Here is a 15,332-nt window from a genome sequence, read left to right as displayed (position 1 = left end):
CGCTCAGGCCAGCCAGGCCGGAACACTGTCCAGGCCGATCAACTCCTCATAGGTTCCGCGCGGTCGAATGACGTGGAACTGATCACCCTTGACCAGAACCTCTGGCACCAGCAGGCGTGAATTATAAGTTCCCGCCTGGACTGCGCCATAGGCACCGGCAGAGCCAACCGCGAACAGATCGCCCGGATTGGGCTTCGCAATATCGCGATCAAGCGCCAGATAATCCCCCGTTTCGCAGACAGGACCGACCACATCGGCCTTGATATGTTCCACATCGGCGGCGGGAAGCACGACCGGGCGAATGCCGTGATAAGCTTCATAAAGGGTTGGGCGAATAAGATCGTTCATCGCGCCATCCACGATGACAAAGGTCTTCTCGCCCGCATCCTTCACGAAGATAACTTCGGTGACCAGGATACCTGCATTGCCGACGATCAGACGACCGGGCTCAGTCACGATCCTGCAATTGAGGCTTCGCAGTTGCGCCTTGACAATATCGGCGTAGGCATCCGGCAGCGGCGGTGGCGAATTGTCTTCGCGGTATGGAATGCCGAGCCCACCGCCAATATCCACGTGCTCGATCGCGTGACCGTCAGTTCGCAGCGTCTCGACGAGTTCGCGCAGGAGACGGAACGCATCTTCAAACGGCTGAAGCTCGGTGATCTGGCTACCGATATGCATGTCGATGCCGCTGACATGAATGCCGGGAAGCGTTGCCGCATGGGCATAGACTGCACGCGCCCGCTCATAGGAAATACCGAACTTGTTTTCCTTCTTGCCGGTCGAGATCTTCGCATGGGTGCGCGCATCGACATCCGGGTTGATGCGGAAGGAGACATGCGCCTTGCGGCCCATTTTCTGCGCCCGGACGTTCAGGATTTCGAGTTCCGGCTCCGATTCCACGTTGAAGCAATAGATGCCTGCCTCAAGCGCCAGATCCATTTCCGCAGGCGTCTTTCCGACGCCGGAGAACATGATGCGGCTCGCCGGAATTCCAGCCGCCAAAGCGCGACGCAATTCACCGCCGGAAACAACATCGACGCCTGCCCCCAGCCGACCGAGCGTCTTCAAGACCGCCTGGTTGGAATTGGCCTTCATGGCATAGCACACCATGGCATCCACATCGGCAAAGGCTTTCGAAAATACCTTGTAATGCCGCTCCAGCGTCGCCGTGGAATAGCAATAAAAGGGTGTGCCAACGGCCTTGGCGATGTCCGGAATGGCAACGCCTTCGGCGTGCAACACGCCGTCGATATACTGAAAATGGTTCACGGCAATAACTCGGATTTAGAGAAGCGGATCAAGCAGGAAGGGACGATCCGGAGCCGTATTCTGCTGCGGCTGGCTGCTGTTTTTGCGCAGGTTCTGCTGCTCGATCGGCGTGCTGGGTTTGTCCAGATTGCCCTTTCGGCCACAAGCGGTCACGACGATACCAGCAATGCACATCACAGCGGTGATGCGAACGATTACGCGCAAGGTGGACATTCCAAATCCTTCAAAACAGCAGTTTCAGCCTGTTCATAGCGAAGTTCTTGCCGCTTGTGCAGTCACTTCTTCACGTCTTCAGTTGCGTCCGCGCCACCAGGCAATCTGCTTGCGCACTTCCGACGGAGCGGTTCCGCCGAAGCTGATGCGGCTTGCCACGGAGGCATCGACCGTCAGAACGTCGAAAACCTTCTCGGTAATAGCCTCATGGATCGACTTCAGGTCTTCGAGGCTGAGATCGGCGAGATCGCATCCCTTCTGTTCCGCAAGCGCCACGGCGCGACCGGTCACGTGGTGTGCGTCGCGGAACGGCAGACCCGCCTCCCGCACCAGCCAGTCGGCAAGGTCGGTCGCGGTCGAAAAGCCCGAACCGGCGGCAGCCCGCATGCGGTCCACACGCACCGTCATGTCACGCACCATGCCAGCCATGGCCGCAACGGCAAGTTCCAGGTTCTCGGCGGCGTCGAACACCTGCTCCTTGTCTTCCTGCATATCCTTGGAATAGGCGAGCGGAAGTCCCTTCATGATGGTGAGCAAGGCCACCAGCGAACCATTGATGCGGCCGGTCTTGGCGCGCACCAGTTCGGCGGCATCCGGGTTCTTCTTCTGCGGCATGATCGAGGAGCCGGTCGAAAATGCATCCGACAGGCGGATAAAGCCGAACTGCGGCGTCGACCAGATGACGATTTCCTCGGCAAAGCGCGACAGATGAACCGCGCAGATGGAGGCGACCGAGAGGAACTCCAGCGCGAAATCGCGGTCGGACACCGTATCGATCGAATTGCGGGTCGGCGAACGGAAGCCGAGCGCTTCTGCCGTCATGTGGCGGTCGATCTTGAAGCCGGTGCCGGCCAAGGCGGCGGCACCGATCGGGCATTCGTCCATGTGGTCGATGGCGTGGCGTACACGCGAACGGTCGCGGCCGAACATTTCCACATAGGCCATGCAGTGATGACCGAAGGTAACCGGCTGCGCCGTCTGCAAATGCGTGAAGCCTGGCATCACGGTATCGGCGTGTTCTTCCGCCTTGTCGAGGAGCGCTGTAATGAGGTCCGTCAGCGCAGCATCCGTCTTGACCAGCTCTTCCTTCACCCAGAGGCGGAAATCCAGCGCCACCTGATCGTTACGGGAACGCGCAGTGTGCAGGCGTCCGGCCGCCGGGCCGATCAGCGTTGCAAGGCGTGCCTCGATGTTCATGTGAATGTCTTCGAGCTTGCGCGAGAATTCGAAACGGCCCGCCTCGATCTCTGACAGGATCGTGTTCAGACCTTCGACGATCTTGTCTTTATCTTCGCCGGAAATAATGCCTTGTTTCGCCAGCATGGTGGCATGCGCGATTGAGCCGCGGATATCCTGAGCGTAGAGCTTCTTGTCGAAGCCGATGGAGGCGTTTATCTCCTCCATGATGGCATCTGGACCGGAGGCAAAGCGCCCGCCCCACATCTGGTTGGAGGAACCCGCATCCTTCGTGCCGTCAGCCATGATTATCCGTCCTGGAGTCGTAAATGTCGAACAAAAGACCCTTGGGTCTACCATCCGCCCGCTTGGTTATCGTCGCAGCCATCGCCGGGATCCTGGCGGGTGCGGTTGCGGTATACGTGAAGCATGACCCCTCTGGCAATGCCACAGAAATAGCAGGTGGCCAGTGCGAAGGAGCAATCGAACAGGCAAAGCTTGTCTCTGAGCTGGCGACGGGCGAAATCGCGGCCATGAAGGGCGTCGATAGTCCAAGGCCGTTGCAGTCACTCGCCTTCAAAGGGCCAGCGGGGCAGGATCTGAAACTGCCGAATTTCGAAGGCAAGACGGTTCTCGTCAACCTCTGGGCAACCTGGTGCGTGCCCTGCCGGGAAGAAATGCCGGCACTCAACAATCTGCAGAAGGCCAAGGGTAGCGATCGGTTTGAAGTCGTTGCCATCAACATCGATACCGGCAGTGATGAAAAACCAAAGGCCTTTCTTCAGGAAACAGGCGTGCACGATCTGGCCTATTACCGGGATAGTTCCATGGGTGTCTTCAATGCGCTGAAAAAGGAAGGCCTTGCTTTCGGCCTGCCTGTCACACTCATCGTCAACAGGAAGGGCTGCCTCATCGGCGCCATGAATGGCCCCGCCCACTGGGATAGCGATCGGGCCAAGGACATGATCGCAAAAGTGTCGGCGCTCTGAAGCGCCGACACTTTCAGCTGAAAAGTCAGCGCGTTGGAACCGGCACTTCGCCACGGTAATCGTAGAAGCCGCGACCGGACTTGCGGCCAAGCCAGCCAGCCTCGACATATTTGACCAGCAGCGGACACGGACGATACTTGCTGTCGGCAAGGCCGTCATAGAGAACCTGCATGATGGAGAGACAGGTATCGAGACCGATGAAATCCGCCAGTTGCAGCGGTCCCATCGGATGGTTCGCGCCCAGTTTCATGGCCGTGTCGATCGCCTCGACCGAGCCGACACCCTCATAAAGCGTATAGATCGCCTCGTTGATCATCGGCAAAAGTATGCGGTTGACGATGAATGCCGGGAAATCTTCCGCAACCGTAACTGTCTTGTCGAGAGAAGCTACGAATTCCTTGGCCTTGGTGAACGTTGCCTCGCCGGTTGCAATACCACGCACCAGTTCCACCAGCTTCATAACCGGCACCGGATTCATGAAGTGAATACCCATGAAGCGTTCGGGGCGATCGGTTGCGGAAGCAAGCCTCGTAATGGACAGCGACGATGTATTAGTTGCCAACAGGGCTTCGGGCTTCAGAACGGGGCAGACTTGCGCGAAAATCTTGCGCTTGACGCTCTCGTCCTCTGTAGCCGCCTCGATCACCAGATCGGCGGAAGCGAAGTCGTGCACATCGCCAGTCCCACGAATACGGGACAGGGTCGCGCGGCGATCCTCGTCGGAAAGCTTGCCATTGCTGACCTGCCGCGCCAGGTTTCCGTTGATGGTGGCAAGACCTGCCTCGATCCGCTCGGCGGAAAGGTCATAAAGCGTGACTTTGTAGCCTGCCAGCGCGCAGACATGCGCAATGCCACACCCCATCTGTCCCGCGCCGACAATTCCTACATTCGTGATCATGATGCCCCATTCTCATTGAAAGCGGTTTTGAAGAGACCCGCATGTGATGCGCAGCCGTACAACTTGCGTGCGCAGATAAGCTTTTGGCCCCTGTACAAGTGATAATGCCCGAACCAGCAATTTACCAGCCCTGTTGCAACGCCGCATGAACAACAAGTCGTATTGTTGGCGCCATGATTAAAATGATAAAAGATCACCTTTCATGGTCCGGGTCACACAATGCGCCACCCCTTCCAGCCAGGCATCGCGAATCCCCATGTCACGCATGTGCTCCACTGTATTCGTCACGTAGGCGTGGTTCGGACCCGACTTGCCTGTTGCCCCTGCAATGATCCGGGCCGCCTCATCGATTTCGAGCGAACCGGCATATTGGGGGTGAGTTCTGTCGATCACGTAGCCCGTCGCGCGAACCTTTCGTCCATCGAGCAACACGAGCGGCAGTGATTTTTCGAGATAGACGTTGGTCACCAGCTCTCGCTCGCGAAGATAGGCCAGCACCTCCGGCCAGTCGCCCTCAGCCACCCGGAAAGCCACGCCCTTGCAGGAACCACCCCGATCAAGCCCCAGCACCAGCCCCGGCTGCTCGGGCGTTCCCCGGTGAACATAGGAGCGAACGCAGAGCGAGCGGCGATAGCCGAAGGTCAATGCATTGATCCGCTCTTGAAAGGCAAAGCCGGGGTTCCACATCAGGGAGCCGTAGCCAAAGACCCAAAATTCGTCCATATCGCACGCCACATCGCATAATTATTTTGCAAAGCACCATTGGAGATCATCATGGCAGCGTCAAGCCGAAGCAACGTGAGTGCAAAGATTTGGGCGCTCGCAGCCGGCATTCTCCTGGTGATCGGGCTCTACACGGCCGGGTGGTTCTATGCGGCATCAATGCTGAAGGAAAAGACGCTTGCGCTACTTGGCGATCAGCAGCGCCATGGCGTTACTGCTGTCTGCCAGGATGCGGAATATCGCGGCTATCCGTTCCGGATCGGCCTGTTCTGCTCAAAGGTATCCATCGATGACAAAACTAACGGTGTTGCGGCCACCTTTGGTGCATTGCGCTCCGCAGCACAGATTTATCAGCCAAGCCACATCGTTTGGGAACTGGATGGTCCGGCGGAAACACGCACCGGCACCGGCATTGCGGCATCCTCGCAATGGGAAAGCCTGCAGTCCAGCCTCGTCACCACGCTGGGCGGTGTAGATCGTAGCTCCACAGTCATCAAGGGTCTGATGACCGGTATCGTTTCGACCCAGACAAGCCAGGCCTTCGACGTCAAGGTCGGCCATACTGAAGCCCACCTGCGCCAGAACGGAAACGACCTTGATGCGGCCATTACGCTGCAGGATACGGATGTCTCCGCAAAGGGCGTCCCGCAGATCGTGCCGCGCTTTACGGCAGTGGGTGATGTGACGCTTGCCGGAAAAGCAGCCCTGCTCGCCGGTCAGGATCCGGGTCGAGGTATCTATGGCACCAAGGGCGAAATGCGCCGCCTTGGCATCGACCTTGGCAATGGTCAGGCGCTGTCGATCAGCGGGCCATTCTCCGTGGGTGACGATGGCCGCATTTCCGGAAAACTGCGGGTGGAAGTCGACAAGCTGAGCGCCTGGCGTGACCAGATCAAGGCTAGCGCCCCGCAATTGGCCAAGACGGTCGACACGGCCACCAAGATGCTCTCCGCCATGACCGGCGGCGGCGACAGAGCTGCCATCGATCTTACACTGAACAATGGCAAGGTCATCCTCGGCGGGTTCATCGCGATTGGCGAGATCCCGCCGCTATAACGGCTTCGTATCTCGTCAGGCCTTCGGGTCCAGCGCGTGGCGGCCAAAGTCGGGCGCGTCCACGTCCTGGCCCGCCTGAACGATGGAACGGCGAATGGTACGGGTGCGCGAGAACAGTTCGAACAGCTTGTCGCCCTCGCCCCAGCGGATTGCCCGCTGCAGATAGGCCAGATCCTCGGAGAACCGCGCCAGCATTTCGAGGATGGCATCCTTGTTATGCAGGCACACATCCCGCCACATCGTGGGGTCTGACGCCGCCAGACGGGTGAAGTCACGGAAACCGGACGCGGAATATTTGATGACTTCCGATTCCGTTACGGTCTCCAGATCGTCCGCCGTGCCCACGATATTGTAGGCGATGATGTGCGGCAGGTGAGAGACAATCGCCAGCACCTTGTCGTGATGCTGCGGATCCATCTCGTCGATCTTGGAACCGAGCGCGATCCAGAAATTCCGCAGACGTCCCAGGGCCGCCTCATCCGTCTCTGGCAGAGGTGTAAAAATGCACCAGCGTCCGCGAAACAGGCCTTCGAAACCGGCGTCCGGACCGGATTTCTCCGTACCCGCCAGCGGGTGACCCGGAATGAAATGAACGCCTTCCGGCACATGCGGTGCCATCTGCGCGATCACGGAGGCCTTTGTCGAGCCGACATCGGTAAGGATCGCACCGGGCTTCAGGTTCGGCGCGATCTGCTCCGCCACAAGGCCGGAAGAACCGACCGGAACGGAGACGACAATGAGATCCGCATCGCGAACCGCCTCTGCCGCTGAGGTCGTGTAGCGATCGCCGAGTGCAAGCTCTTCGGCGCGCTTCAGCGTTTCGGGGCTGCGGGTGGAGATCACCACTTCGCCCGCCAGACCCAGCGCCTTGATGTCGCGCGCAATCGATGAGCCAATCAGACCGATGCCGATCAGCGCGATCCGGTCAAACAGAAGGTCGCTCATGCCTTGCCCAGAAATTCGCGCATTGCGGCAATCACACCGAGATTGGCTTCTTCCGAACCCACCGTCATGCGCAGCGCATTCGGGAAACCATAGCCCTTTACGGCACGCAGAATGTAGCCGCGGCTGGTGAGGAACTCATCGGCGTCCGGCGCACGCTTGCCATCGACATCCGGGAAATGGAGGAGAACGAAATTGGTCACCGACGGCGTAACAGTCAGCCCCATTTCCTCGAAAGCCTTGGTGAGCTTGGACAGCCATTCATCGTTGTGAGCAACAGCCTTTGCGATGAAGGCCTGATCGCGCATGGCAGCGGACCCTGCGGCAATGGCAGGCGCATTCATGTTGAACGGCCCGCGAATACGGTTCAGGGCATCGAGGATATCGGCAGGGCCGTACATCCAGCCCACGCGCAGTGCGGCCAGACCGTAAGCCTTGGAGAAGGTGCGGGTCATCACAACATTCTGGCTGGACGAAACGAGCTCGATACCCGCTTCGTAATCATGCTCGTGTACATATTCAGCATAGGCGGCATCAAGAACCAGAATCACATTCTTCGGAAGGCCCGCATGCAGACGGCGCACTTCCGCAGCAGGAACATAGGTACCGGTCGGATTGCCGGGATTGGCGATGAACACCATCTTCGTCTTCGGCGTGACGGCTGCAAGAATGGCGTCCACGTCAACGCGGGCCTCTTTCTCCTTCACCGTGACCGGCGTGGCACCGGCACCCATAATCTGGATCTTGTAGACGAGAAAGCCGTGCTCGGTGATGATCGCCTCATCGCCCAGGCCGAGATAGACGTGGCACAGCAAGCCCAGAAGCTCGTCCGAGCCGTTGCCGCACATCAGGTTCGCCGGGTTCAGGCCGTGCGTTTCGGCAATCGCGCCGCGCAACTGGTTCGCCTGACCGTCCGGATAGATTTCCAGATGGCCCGCTGTCTGACGAAACGCATCGATGGCGCTTGGGCTGGCACCCAGCGGCGTCTCGTTGGAGGAAAGCTTGAACACGCGGGCCACGCCCGGCGCATGTTCCTTACCCGGCACATAGGCGGCGATATCCATGATTCCGGGGCGGGGAACGGGCTTCAGCACGGCTGTATCCATGGGACAGGAACCTTCCATAAATTAGACCCTTCGCCCTTAATCCCGTCAGCCGCTTTTGTCGAGGCCAGACGAGGCCGGGGCCGACTTCAACTCAGGCATGACCTCAACTGCGGCTTCTGGTCGTCGGAACGCCCTGTGCGCCAAGCACGGGCACGAAGACGCGACGGGATGCGCGTGCCGCGACAGGAAGCCCCTGATAGAGGCGCTTCTGCGCTTCCAGAATGAGAACGCCGGAAAAAGCAGGCCAGAGCCTCCGGCCAATGCGTTCCAGACCGTGACGAAGCTTGAGGACGGCTCGCACTTTCGACGGCGGAAAGAATAGCGCTTCTGCACTGGCGGCGGGGGTGAAATTCGTCTCCCGCAGCAGGTTCGTCAGTTGCCGGCGGGAATAGGGCCGTCCGGAACCGAAGGGCGTATGCTCCATGCGCGCCCAGACCCCGCGACGGTTCGGCACGACGATGACCAGCCGCCCACCCGGCGCCAGCACCCGCCACATCTCCTTCAGGGTCTCGCGCGGATTTTCGGCAAATTCCAGCGAATGCACCATCAGGATCCGATCGATGGAGGAATCCGGCAACGGCAGCTCCTCCTCGAAAACCAGCGCCGTCGAGGAAAGATCGCCGACCGGCCAGTTTACCGCCCCCTGCCCTGCCGGCATGAAGGCAAATGTCCGCTCCGTATCGGCCTTGAAGCGCTCGATATAAGGCACCGCGTAGCCAAGGCCCACCAGCCGCTCTTCCGGAAGCCGCGCCCAGAGCGAACTCAGGGCCATACCGATGGAATGCTCGGCAAAGGCACCCAGGGGCGAATGATAGAATTCTCTGAGATCGACAATATCGGCGTGCATTTCCCAAACCTGACCGATGGGAGGTTGGACTTCAAGTCGTCTGTCTCTACATTGTGTCGCAAACAGTGCAGCGCAACGGGTCTGGCGAATGAAACCTCTGGAAATCGAAGTCTTTACATGCCGAAGCGATAATTATGGCGTTCTGGTTCACGATCCCGAAAGCGGATTGACGGCCTGCATTGATGCTCCCGAGGAAGGGCCGATCGTCAACGCAGCAGAAAAACGCGGCTGGAAGATTACCCACATTTTCACCACCCATCACCACACCGATCACGTCGAGGCCAATCTGGCGCTGAAGGAGCGCTATGGCTGCGAGATCATCGGCCCGATCAACGAAGCGGTTGCCATTCCGGGCCTTGATCGCACGATAGGGGATGGCGATGAGTTTCAGTTCGGCGAACATCCGGTGCGGGTGTTCGAAACGCCGGGGCACACCGCGGGCCACATCTGTTTCCATTTCCCTGAAGACAAGATTCTGTTTGCCGCCGATACGCTTTTCGCGCTGGGCTGCGGGCGCCTGTTCGAGAGAACCGCCGCCGATATGTGGCATTCCTTCCAGAAGCTGGCCGTGCTGCCGGATGAGACGGCCATCTACTTTGGCCATGAGTATACGCAATCCAATGCCCGCTTTGCGCTCAGCGTGGATGCTGGCAACGAGGTGCTTCAGCGACGCGCCCGCCAGATCGATGAATTGCGCGCCGAGGGGAAGTTCACGATACCCACCATGATGGGGCTGGAAAAGGAAACCAATCCCTTCCTGCGCGTGGCAGATCCCGATATCCGCCGCCATCTGGTGATGGAAGGCGCCACCAATGAGGATGTCTTTGCCGAACTGCGCAAGCGCAAGGACAACTTCAAGTGACAGCAGCCGAGATCATTGAGACACTCGGCATGCAGCGTCACCCGGAAGGTGGCTGGTATGTCGAAACCTTCCGAGACACGAATGGCGGGCAGCGAGGACACTCGACTGCCATCTACTATCTGCTGGAACAGGGTGAGCGTTCGCACTGGCATCGGGTCACGGACGCAGTCGAAGTCTGGCATTTCTATGCGGGCCATCCGTTGAAGCTTCGGCTGGCAAAGCATGGCGAGAACCCGCGTGAAGCCATTCTCGGTCTGGATCTGCAACAGGGCCAGAGACCTCAGGTCATCGTCGAGGCCAATGAATGGCAGTCGGCCGAACCCATGGGTGCCTTCACCCTCGTCGGCTGCACCGTTTCACCCGGCTTCGAATTTTCGAAATTCGAGATGGCCGCACCCGGCTGGGAGCCGGGCACATAACGTTTATTCAGCGGGGGCTTCGCTTAGCTTAGGCTTCCGCCGGATCATCTCCTTTGCCGCCAGCATGGCACCACCGGTAATCAGCAGGCAGGCGAGACCAATCCTGAGACTTGGTTCCGCAAAGCCGAAGAGCGTGAGGATGAGGGTCGAGAGCAGTGGTGCTGCATAGCTGGCTGCACCCAGAATCTGGATATCGCCGTTTTTCACGCCGTAATCCCAGGCGTAGAACGCAGCGCCGACCGGCAGAAGACCAAGGCCGATGACGGCGGCCCATTCGCTGCCATTGGCAGGCCAGACGGTCGTTTCCAGAGCCAGATGGCAGAGGAAGGAAAGCGCTGATGTGGCGAGGCAGAAGCCGGTCACGACATCGGTGGAAACCGCCTCGAAACGCCGGGTCAACAGCGAATAGCCGGACCAGGTGAAGGCGCAGAGAAAGGCCGCACCATAGCCCACGAGATAGGCCTGATCGAAATTGAGGCCCGAGCGGGAAATGATGGCGAAGGTTCCGGCAAGACCGGCAATCGCACCGGCCACATGGAACCAGCGCAGGCGTTCACCCGGCAGAAGCGCCGAACCCACCACGATCAGCAGCGGCCAGAGATAGGCGATCAAACCCGCTTCGACCGCCGGAGCGTTTCGAAGCGCCGTGAAATACAGCGCGTGATAGCCGAACAGTCCGCCAATGCCGATGAGCCAGACCTTTGGCGGCTGCCTCAAAAGCTTGATCCGCTCCGGCTTGACCGCCAGCAGCAAGACGCCCGGCAGGCTGCCGATGGCAAAGGTGATTGCAGCCAGTTGAAACGGTGACATGGTGCCGGAGGCGGCAGTCATCAGCGCCAGCAGCGACCACATGATAATGGCCGTAAAGCCAATCAGCGTTCCCCGAACCTTCATCCCCGCCCCTTCGATCTGCCCCATCAGGCGGAACGGGCACAGGCACCCTTAACCGCCGTATTTCGTTGCCGTGACATAGACATCGCCGACCTTGGTCGGAATGCGTGCATAGACGGGAGCATATACATTAGCGCCCTCTGCCTTTGCAAACCAAACTTCCATGCGCTGCTTCTTCAGGAACTCGATATCGCTGCGCCCCTTGCGATAGCCCGCTTTCGGTTCATAGCGCACCTCGCAAACCAGCGCATCGCCCTTGAAGCCCTTGGTCGAGAACGGCTTCGAACCCTTTGGCGAAAGCACGAGATCCATGCGCGACTCACCGTCATAAACCTGCATGCGCGATGGGCAGACCGATGCACCATCCGGGAAAATCAGACCCGAAATCGGGTCCATGACCGAACGAAGGTCCGCTTCGGTGACCGGCACCCAACTGGCCGGGCGCGTGCCCGGTTCAGGCGAAATGGAGGTGGAGACCACATCGCCATTCCGATAACCCACATTGTAGATGCGGGTTTTCTTCCCACGCGTATAGGTGAGTTTGTAGCTGCCGGTCTGCAGCTTCTTGCCCTGCACAACCCCCGTCACATCGGTATCGGCGGAGATGCGGCTGAACAGGTTAACGAGCCCCGCAGACTTGAAGGATCCGGCGATCTTGTAGTCTTTCGCGTTGAATTCGCTGGCAAAAGATGCAGTCGCAATCGGCAGCAGGCCAAGCGAGATGTCGTATTCGCTGACATGGCGGATGGAGGCGGGCACCGCCGGTTGCGCAGCCAGACCCAAGGCAGCGACAGTCAGGATGAGAATGCTTCGGCCTTGCTTGAGCATGGTCTACTCTTCAAAAACGGATGATGTTAACAATTCTATAACCTTTGCACTGTGGCAACAAAATAGCGAAGCGAAGCGGCCAAGTGCCGGATTTCTGAGTCATTTAAGGATGTTTGTGCCCAGGAATGACTTGACGGCACCGCACCCACTGACTATAGAACCGCAACTTTCCAATCAGGACCAGTTGGATCGGCAGGCCGGATTTTGTCCGAAACCCCATTCAATTGCAAAGAAGAACAAAGGTGTACCCATGTCCCGTGTTTGCGAATTGACCGGTAAGGGCGTCCAGTCGGGCAACAATGTCAGCCACGCCAACAACAAGACGAAGCGTCGGTTCTTGCCGAACCTGTGCCACGTTACGCTGATTTCCGATGCTCTCGGCCAGCGTTACCGTCTGCGCGTTTCTGCCCATGCCCTGCGCTCTGTTGAGCATCGTGGCGGCCTCGATGCTTTCCTTCTGAAGGCTGACGAGACAGAGCTGTCCATGCGCGCTCGCCTGCTGCGCCGCCAGATCGTGAAGAAGACGGCTGAAGCCGCTTAATTCACGTTCGCGATAGCATCCGAATTTCAGTGAAGGCTTGGCGGTTCGTCCGTGCAGGCCTTTTCTGTTGTCTATTGTCGTCCTCCAGCTGGTGGCATCACCCAGGGTAAAAAAATGCAGTATCTGCGCGCGACCTCCATCTACATTGCCCTGATGACGCTTGTCGTCGTCTCGTCGAATTACCTCGTCCAGTTTCCGATGCCGGGCACAGTCCTCGGCATCAATCTGAGTGACCTTCTGACCTGGGGCGCTTTCACCTACCCCGCAGCCTTCCTCGTCACAGACCTGACGAACCGCCAGTTCGGGCCAAAGATTGCCCGCCGCGTGGTGTTCGCCGGTTTTGTGGTCGGTGTTGCGCTCTCCTTCTACACATCCATGCCCCGTATCGCGATGGCATCCGGCACGGCCTATCTGGTCGGGCAATTGCTGGATATCTCCGTGTTCAACCAGCTGCGCCGTCAGAGCTGGTGGCAGGCGCCGCTGGCCGGTTCCATGTTGGGTTCGGCGCTGGATACGCTGCTGTTCTTCTCGCTCTCCTTTGCGCCGGTCTTCGGCTTTCTGGGCGCGAATGATGACTTCGCTATCGGCTCCGCGCCGATTCTGGGCGTCTTCGCCACGGAAGCACCGCGCTGGATCTCCTGGGCCATTGGTGACTTTGCTGTGAAGCTGATCGTCGGGCTCCTGATGCTCCTGCCCTATGGCGCCCTGATGAGCGTCCTGAAGCCCATGCCTCCGGCAAAGACTGTCTGAACAGAACTGGCGATCCCTGACTTCGGGAATAGCTTCTGGATCTGTTGTCTAAGAACCCGCGTCCATTCCGGGCACGTTCTCGTATTCACGCGGCAGAACCTGCCCGTGGTGTGAGGGTCAGTTCGGGCCCGTATCCGTGTGAGTGATACGGGTTATGCGGTCGGGGCGCTGAAAGCTGCCTCGTAGAAGTAGTATAGGTGACACCTCTCAGCGCCCCGTTCAGCGGTTTATGCCCGCGACTTCGGTCTCTCTGCCTAGAATGATGATTTAAGCTCTTAACCACCGCCTGCCCGGATAAAACCGGACGGACCACAGGCGGCGAAGCCCAAACCACCATTCCCCATGTGTGCCACACAGGCACGCCTGACGCGCCAGTTCGGAGATGAAACGGGAGGCTGACGTCCGAAGCCCTGCCATTTCCCCCGTGTCGTCAGAGGGAGACCATTTTCCGCGAACCCGGAGGTGAAGGTTTTGCGTCTACCCCTTCACGCCCGCGCCGGTCCCGCATCGCCAGCACGCCTGCTGGTGTAACCGTTGCGGAACGGGAGCAGTGAAACATGAGTGCGAGGGGGTGGCGGAGTGAGGGGCGAAAAAATATTGGCGAAGGGCGACGATTTTTTCAAACGTCGGTGGGTCGGATCGGATCAAGGCATGTCGATGCGCGATGAAGATCCCCTCCCCAACCCTCCCCACAAGGGGGAGGGAGCAGGTTGAGTACGCCGCAGCCATGGTAATTTACGAAAAGAAAACGGGGGCTTGCCCAGGATGCGAGTGGACTCCCTCCCACAAGGGGGAGGGCGCAGGTTGAGTACGCCGCAGCCATCGTAATTTACGAAAAGAAGATAGGGGCTTACCAAGGATGCAGGTGAACTCCCTCCCACAAGGGGGAGGGCGCAGGTTGAGTACGCCGCAGCCATGGTAATTTATGAAAAGAAGACAGGGGTTTGCCAAGGATGCAGGTGAACTCCCTCTCACAAGAGGGAGGGAGCAGGTTGAGTACGCCGCAGCCATGGTAAATTACGAAAAGAAAACACGTGTTTGCCCAGGATGCGAGTGGACTCCCTCCCCCTTGTGGGGAGGGTTGGGGAGGGGCCTTATCTAAAAGCCAAGCCATTCGGGCCGTGTACCATGGGGCTGAACCTGCCTCCATCTCTCAACCAACTGATTGCATGCGCATGCACGGAATAAATCCCCCACATCTTGCAATTGCAGCTGCAACCTTGGCGGCATAGACTGACCGCGGGACCGGAAGTAACGGGCCGGTTCCGGGGTGTCGAAACCTCTCGTACGTTGGACTGGCATCCGCTAAACGAGATGTCCTCTCAGTCACTGGTTGGTGGCTGAGTGATTGAGCTTGGCTTATAAGCTATCCACCTTCTATGGCTGGGGAGGCCCTGACGTATGTTCAAGGTGCTTGCACCTAAAGGTCAGGGCAGTCGTACGTACGCGATTTTCGAACTCCCCGGCCGCCAGAGGCCACGGCTACGTCAGCCCTCAGTCGGAAACGATTGAGGGCTGACGTAGCCTGTCTGTCGTTCACGGTGTCCTTTGCGCGAATGGATCTCGCGCGGCACCTTGGGCAACCTTGGCCTTTGGCGCGCCATCCCCCCGTTTCAAACGATGCGATGCGGCGTGTCGGTGGGCGGGCTTTTGATCGTTCACCGGCTGCCCGCGCTCCACGCCTTGAAGACGCAGAGACCGGGAGGCGTCAAAGCCATGGACAATTACAATCTCGCTGCCGACCTGCTGGCCACTTTCCGAGCCTCGCCGGATATCATAAAGGCGCTGCTGGTCATTATACCGCCTGCCTTCTGTCTGG

General features: G+C 59.0%; 16 protein-coding genes. 6 read left to right on the top strand and 10 right to left on the bottom strand.

Features of this window, described 5'->3' with window-relative positions:
• Positions 1–3: 3 nt before the first annotated feature.
• From lysA to argH, 3 genes are all read right to left on the bottom strand, one after another.
• Entirely contained in the window at positions 4–1,272 is a 1,269-nt protein-coding gene (lysA, locus tag MUU53_RS02325) for a diaminopimelate decarboxylase (RefSeq protein WP_247259413.1), read from the bottom strand.
• Positions 1,273–1,287: 15 nt separating this feature from the next.
• A complete protein-coding gene (locus tag MUU53_RS02320) occupies positions 1,288–1,485 on the bottom strand; it encodes a hypothetical protein (RefSeq protein WP_247259412.1) in 198 nt (65 codons plus the stop codon).
• A gap of 78 nt (positions 1,486–1,563) precedes the next feature.
• The gene (gene argH, locus MUU53_RS02315; RefSeq protein ID WP_247259411.1) at positions 1,564–2,967 is read right to left on the bottom strand and encodes an argininosuccinate lyase; all 1,404 of its coding nucleotides are present in this window, start codon (positions 2,965–2,967) and stop codon (positions 1,564–1,566) included.
• A 23-nt stretch (positions 2,968–2,990) separates the two neighbouring features.
• On the opposite strand from argH, the gene tlpA reads away from it, so the two are divergent.
• Positions 2,991–3,650, top strand: a complete 660-nt coding sequence (gene tlpA, locus MUU53_RS02310) for a thiol:disulfide interchange protein TlpA (RefSeq protein WP_247259410.1) — start codon at positions 2,991–2,993, stop codon at positions 3,648–3,650.
• A 25-nt stretch (positions 3,651–3,675) separates the two neighbouring features.
• On the opposite strand, the gene MUU53_RS02305 is transcribed toward tlpA, so the two are convergent.
• Both MUU53_RS02305 and MUU53_RS02300 read right to left on the bottom strand, forming a co-directional pair.
• A complete protein-coding gene (locus MUU53_RS02305) occupies positions 3,676–4,548 on the bottom strand; it encodes a 3-hydroxybutyryl-CoA dehydrogenase (RefSeq protein WP_165134287.1) in 873 nt (290 codons plus the stop codon).
• Positions 4,549–4,725: 177 nt separating this feature from the next.
• Positions 4,726–5,271 (bottom strand): gamma-glutamylcyclotransferase, encoded by a 546-nt coding sequence (locus MUU53_RS02300; RefSeq protein WP_247259409.1) that lies wholly within the window; start codon positions 5,269–5,271, stop codon positions 4,726–4,728.
• Between the two features lie 51 nt (positions 5,272–5,322).
• Between MUU53_RS02300 and MUU53_RS02295 the strand changes: the two genes are divergently transcribed.
• A complete protein-coding gene (locus MUU53_RS02295) occupies positions 5,323–6,327 on the top strand; it encodes a DUF2125 domain-containing protein (RefSeq protein ID WP_247259408.1) in 1,005 nt (334 codons plus the stop codon).
• A 15-nt stretch (positions 6,328–6,342) separates the two neighbouring features.
• Here MUU53_RS02295 and MUU53_RS02290 read toward each other — a convergent pair whose 3' ends face one another.
• The 3 genes from MUU53_RS02290 to MUU53_RS02280 form a co-directional block, all read right to left on the bottom strand.
• Positions 6,343–7,272, bottom strand: coding sequence for a prephenate/arogenate dehydrogenase family protein (locus tag MUU53_RS02290; RefSeq protein ID WP_247259407.1), 930 nt, complete (start codon positions 7,270–7,272; stop codon positions 6,343–6,345).
• A complete protein-coding gene (hisC, locus tag MUU53_RS02285) occupies positions 7,269–8,375 on the bottom strand; it encodes a histidinol-phosphate transaminase (RefSeq protein ID WP_247259406.1) in 1,107 nt (368 codons plus the stop codon). The genes MUU53_RS02290 and hisC overlap by 4 nt, the downstream gene beginning before the upstream one ends.
• Positions 8,376–8,478: 103 nt before the next feature.
• A complete protein-coding gene (locus MUU53_RS02280) occupies positions 8,479–9,222 on the bottom strand; it encodes a class I SAM-dependent methyltransferase (RefSeq protein WP_137133733.1) in 744 nt (247 codons plus the stop codon).
• 88 nt (positions 9,223–9,310) lie between these two features.
• Between MUU53_RS02280 and gloB the strand changes: the two genes are divergently transcribed.
• The gene (gene gloB / locus MUU53_RS02275) at positions 9,311–10,084 is read left to right on the top strand and encodes a hydroxyacylglutathione hydrolase (RefSeq protein WP_247259405.1); all 774 of its coding nucleotides are present in this window, start codon (positions 9,311–9,313) and stop codon (positions 10,082–10,084) included.
• Positions 10,081–10,503 carry a cupin domain-containing protein gene (locus MUU53_RS02270; protein WP_247259404.1) on the top strand — a complete coding sequence of 141 codons (423 nt, stop codon included), beginning with the start codon at positions 10,081–10,083 and terminating at the stop codon, positions 10,501–10,503. Before gloB ends, MUU53_RS02270 begins: the two co-directional genes overlap by 4 nt.
• A gap of 3 nt (positions 10,504–10,506) precedes the next feature.
• On the opposite strand, the gene yddG is transcribed toward MUU53_RS02270, so the two are convergent.
• Positions 10,507–11,397, bottom strand: coding sequence for an aromatic amino acid exporter YddG (yddG, locus tag MUU53_RS02265; protein ID WP_247259403.1), 891 nt, complete (start codon positions 11,395–11,397; stop codon positions 10,507–10,509).
• Between the two features lie 48 nt (positions 11,398–11,445).
• Positions 11,446–12,222, bottom strand: a complete 777-nt coding sequence (locus MUU53_RS02260) for a DUF3108 domain-containing protein (RefSeq protein WP_062556040.1) — start codon at positions 12,220–12,222, stop codon at positions 11,446–11,448.
• A 250-nt stretch (positions 12,223–12,472) separates the two neighbouring features.
• Here MUU53_RS02260 and rpmB point away from each other — a divergent pair, with 250 nt between their 5' ends.
• Together rpmB and MUU53_RS02250 are read left to right on the top strand one after the other, a co-directional pair.
• Positions 12,473–12,763, top strand: a complete 291-nt coding sequence (rpmB, locus tag MUU53_RS02255) for a 50S ribosomal protein L28 (RefSeq protein WP_062556041.1) — start codon at positions 12,473–12,475, stop codon at positions 12,761–12,763.
• Positions 12,764–12,877: 114 nt separating this feature from the next.
• Entirely contained in the window at positions 12,878–13,513 is a 636-nt protein-coding gene (locus MUU53_RS02250; protein WP_247259402.1) for a VUT family protein, read from the top strand.
• Positions 13,514–15,332 lie beyond the last annotated feature (1,819 nt).

The sequence above is a fragment of the Affinirhizobium lemnae genome, assembly GCF_022968395.1.
Lineage (GTDB): Bacteria > Pseudomonadota > Alphaproteobacteria > Rhizobiales > Rhizobiaceae > Neorhizobium > Neorhizobium lemnae.
This window is presented reverse-complemented; position numbering and strand designations above follow the sequence as displayed.

Bases quoted from the DNA above. Each gene is read 5' to 3' on its own strand.
- tlpA (WP_247259410.1), top strand. From the start codon at position 2,991: ATGTCGAACAAAAGACCCTTGGGTCTACCATCCGCCCGCTTGGTTATC.
- MUU53_RS02320 (WP_247259412.1), bottom strand. From the start codon at position 1,485: ATGTCCACCTTGCGCGTAATCGTTCGCATCACCGCTGTGATGTGCATT.
- MUU53_RS02305 (WP_165134287.1), bottom strand. From the start codon at position 4,548: ATGATCACGAATGTAGGAATTGTCGGCGCGGGACAGATGGGGTGTGGC.
- MUU53_RS02290 (WP_247259407.1), bottom strand. From the start codon at position 7,272: ATGAGCGACCTTCTGTTTGACCGGATCGCGCTGATCGGCATCGGTCTG.
- MUU53_RS02280 (WP_137133733.1), bottom strand. From the start codon at position 9,222: ATGCACGCCGATATTGTCGATCTCAGAGAATTCTATCATTCGCCCCTG.
- hisC (WP_247259406.1), bottom strand. From the start codon at position 8,375: ATGGATACAGCCGTGCTGAAGCCCGTTCCCCGCCCCGGAATCATGGAT.
- gloB (WP_247259405.1), top strand. From the start codon at position 9,311: ATGAAACCTCTGGAAATCGAAGTCTTTACATGCCGAAGCGATAATTAT.
- MUU53_RS02295 (WP_247259408.1), top strand. From the start codon at position 5,323: ATGGCAGCGTCAAGCCGAAGCAACGTGAGTGCAAAGATTTGGGCGCTC.
- rpmB (WP_062556041.1), top strand. From the start codon at position 12,473: ATGTCCCGTGTTTGCGAATTGACCGGTAAGGGCGTCCAGTCGGGCAAC.
- MUU53_RS02250 (WP_247259402.1), top strand. From the start codon at position 12,878: ATGCAGTATCTGCGCGCGACCTCCATCTACATTGCCCTGATGACGCTT.
- MUU53_RS02300 (WP_247259409.1), bottom strand. From the start codon at position 5,271: ATGGACGAATTTTGGGTCTTTGGCTACGGCTCCCTGATGTGGAACCCC.
- argH (WP_247259411.1), bottom strand. From the start codon at position 2,967: ATGGCTGACGGCACGAAGGATGCGGGTTCCTCCAACCAGATGTGGGGC.
- yddG (WP_247259403.1), bottom strand. From the start codon at position 11,397: ATGAAGGTTCGGGGAACGCTGATTGGCTTTACGGCCATTATCATGTGG.
- MUU53_RS02260 (WP_062556040.1), bottom strand. From the start codon at position 12,222: ATGCTCAAGCAAGGCCGAAGCATTCTCATCCTGACTGTCGCTGCCTTG.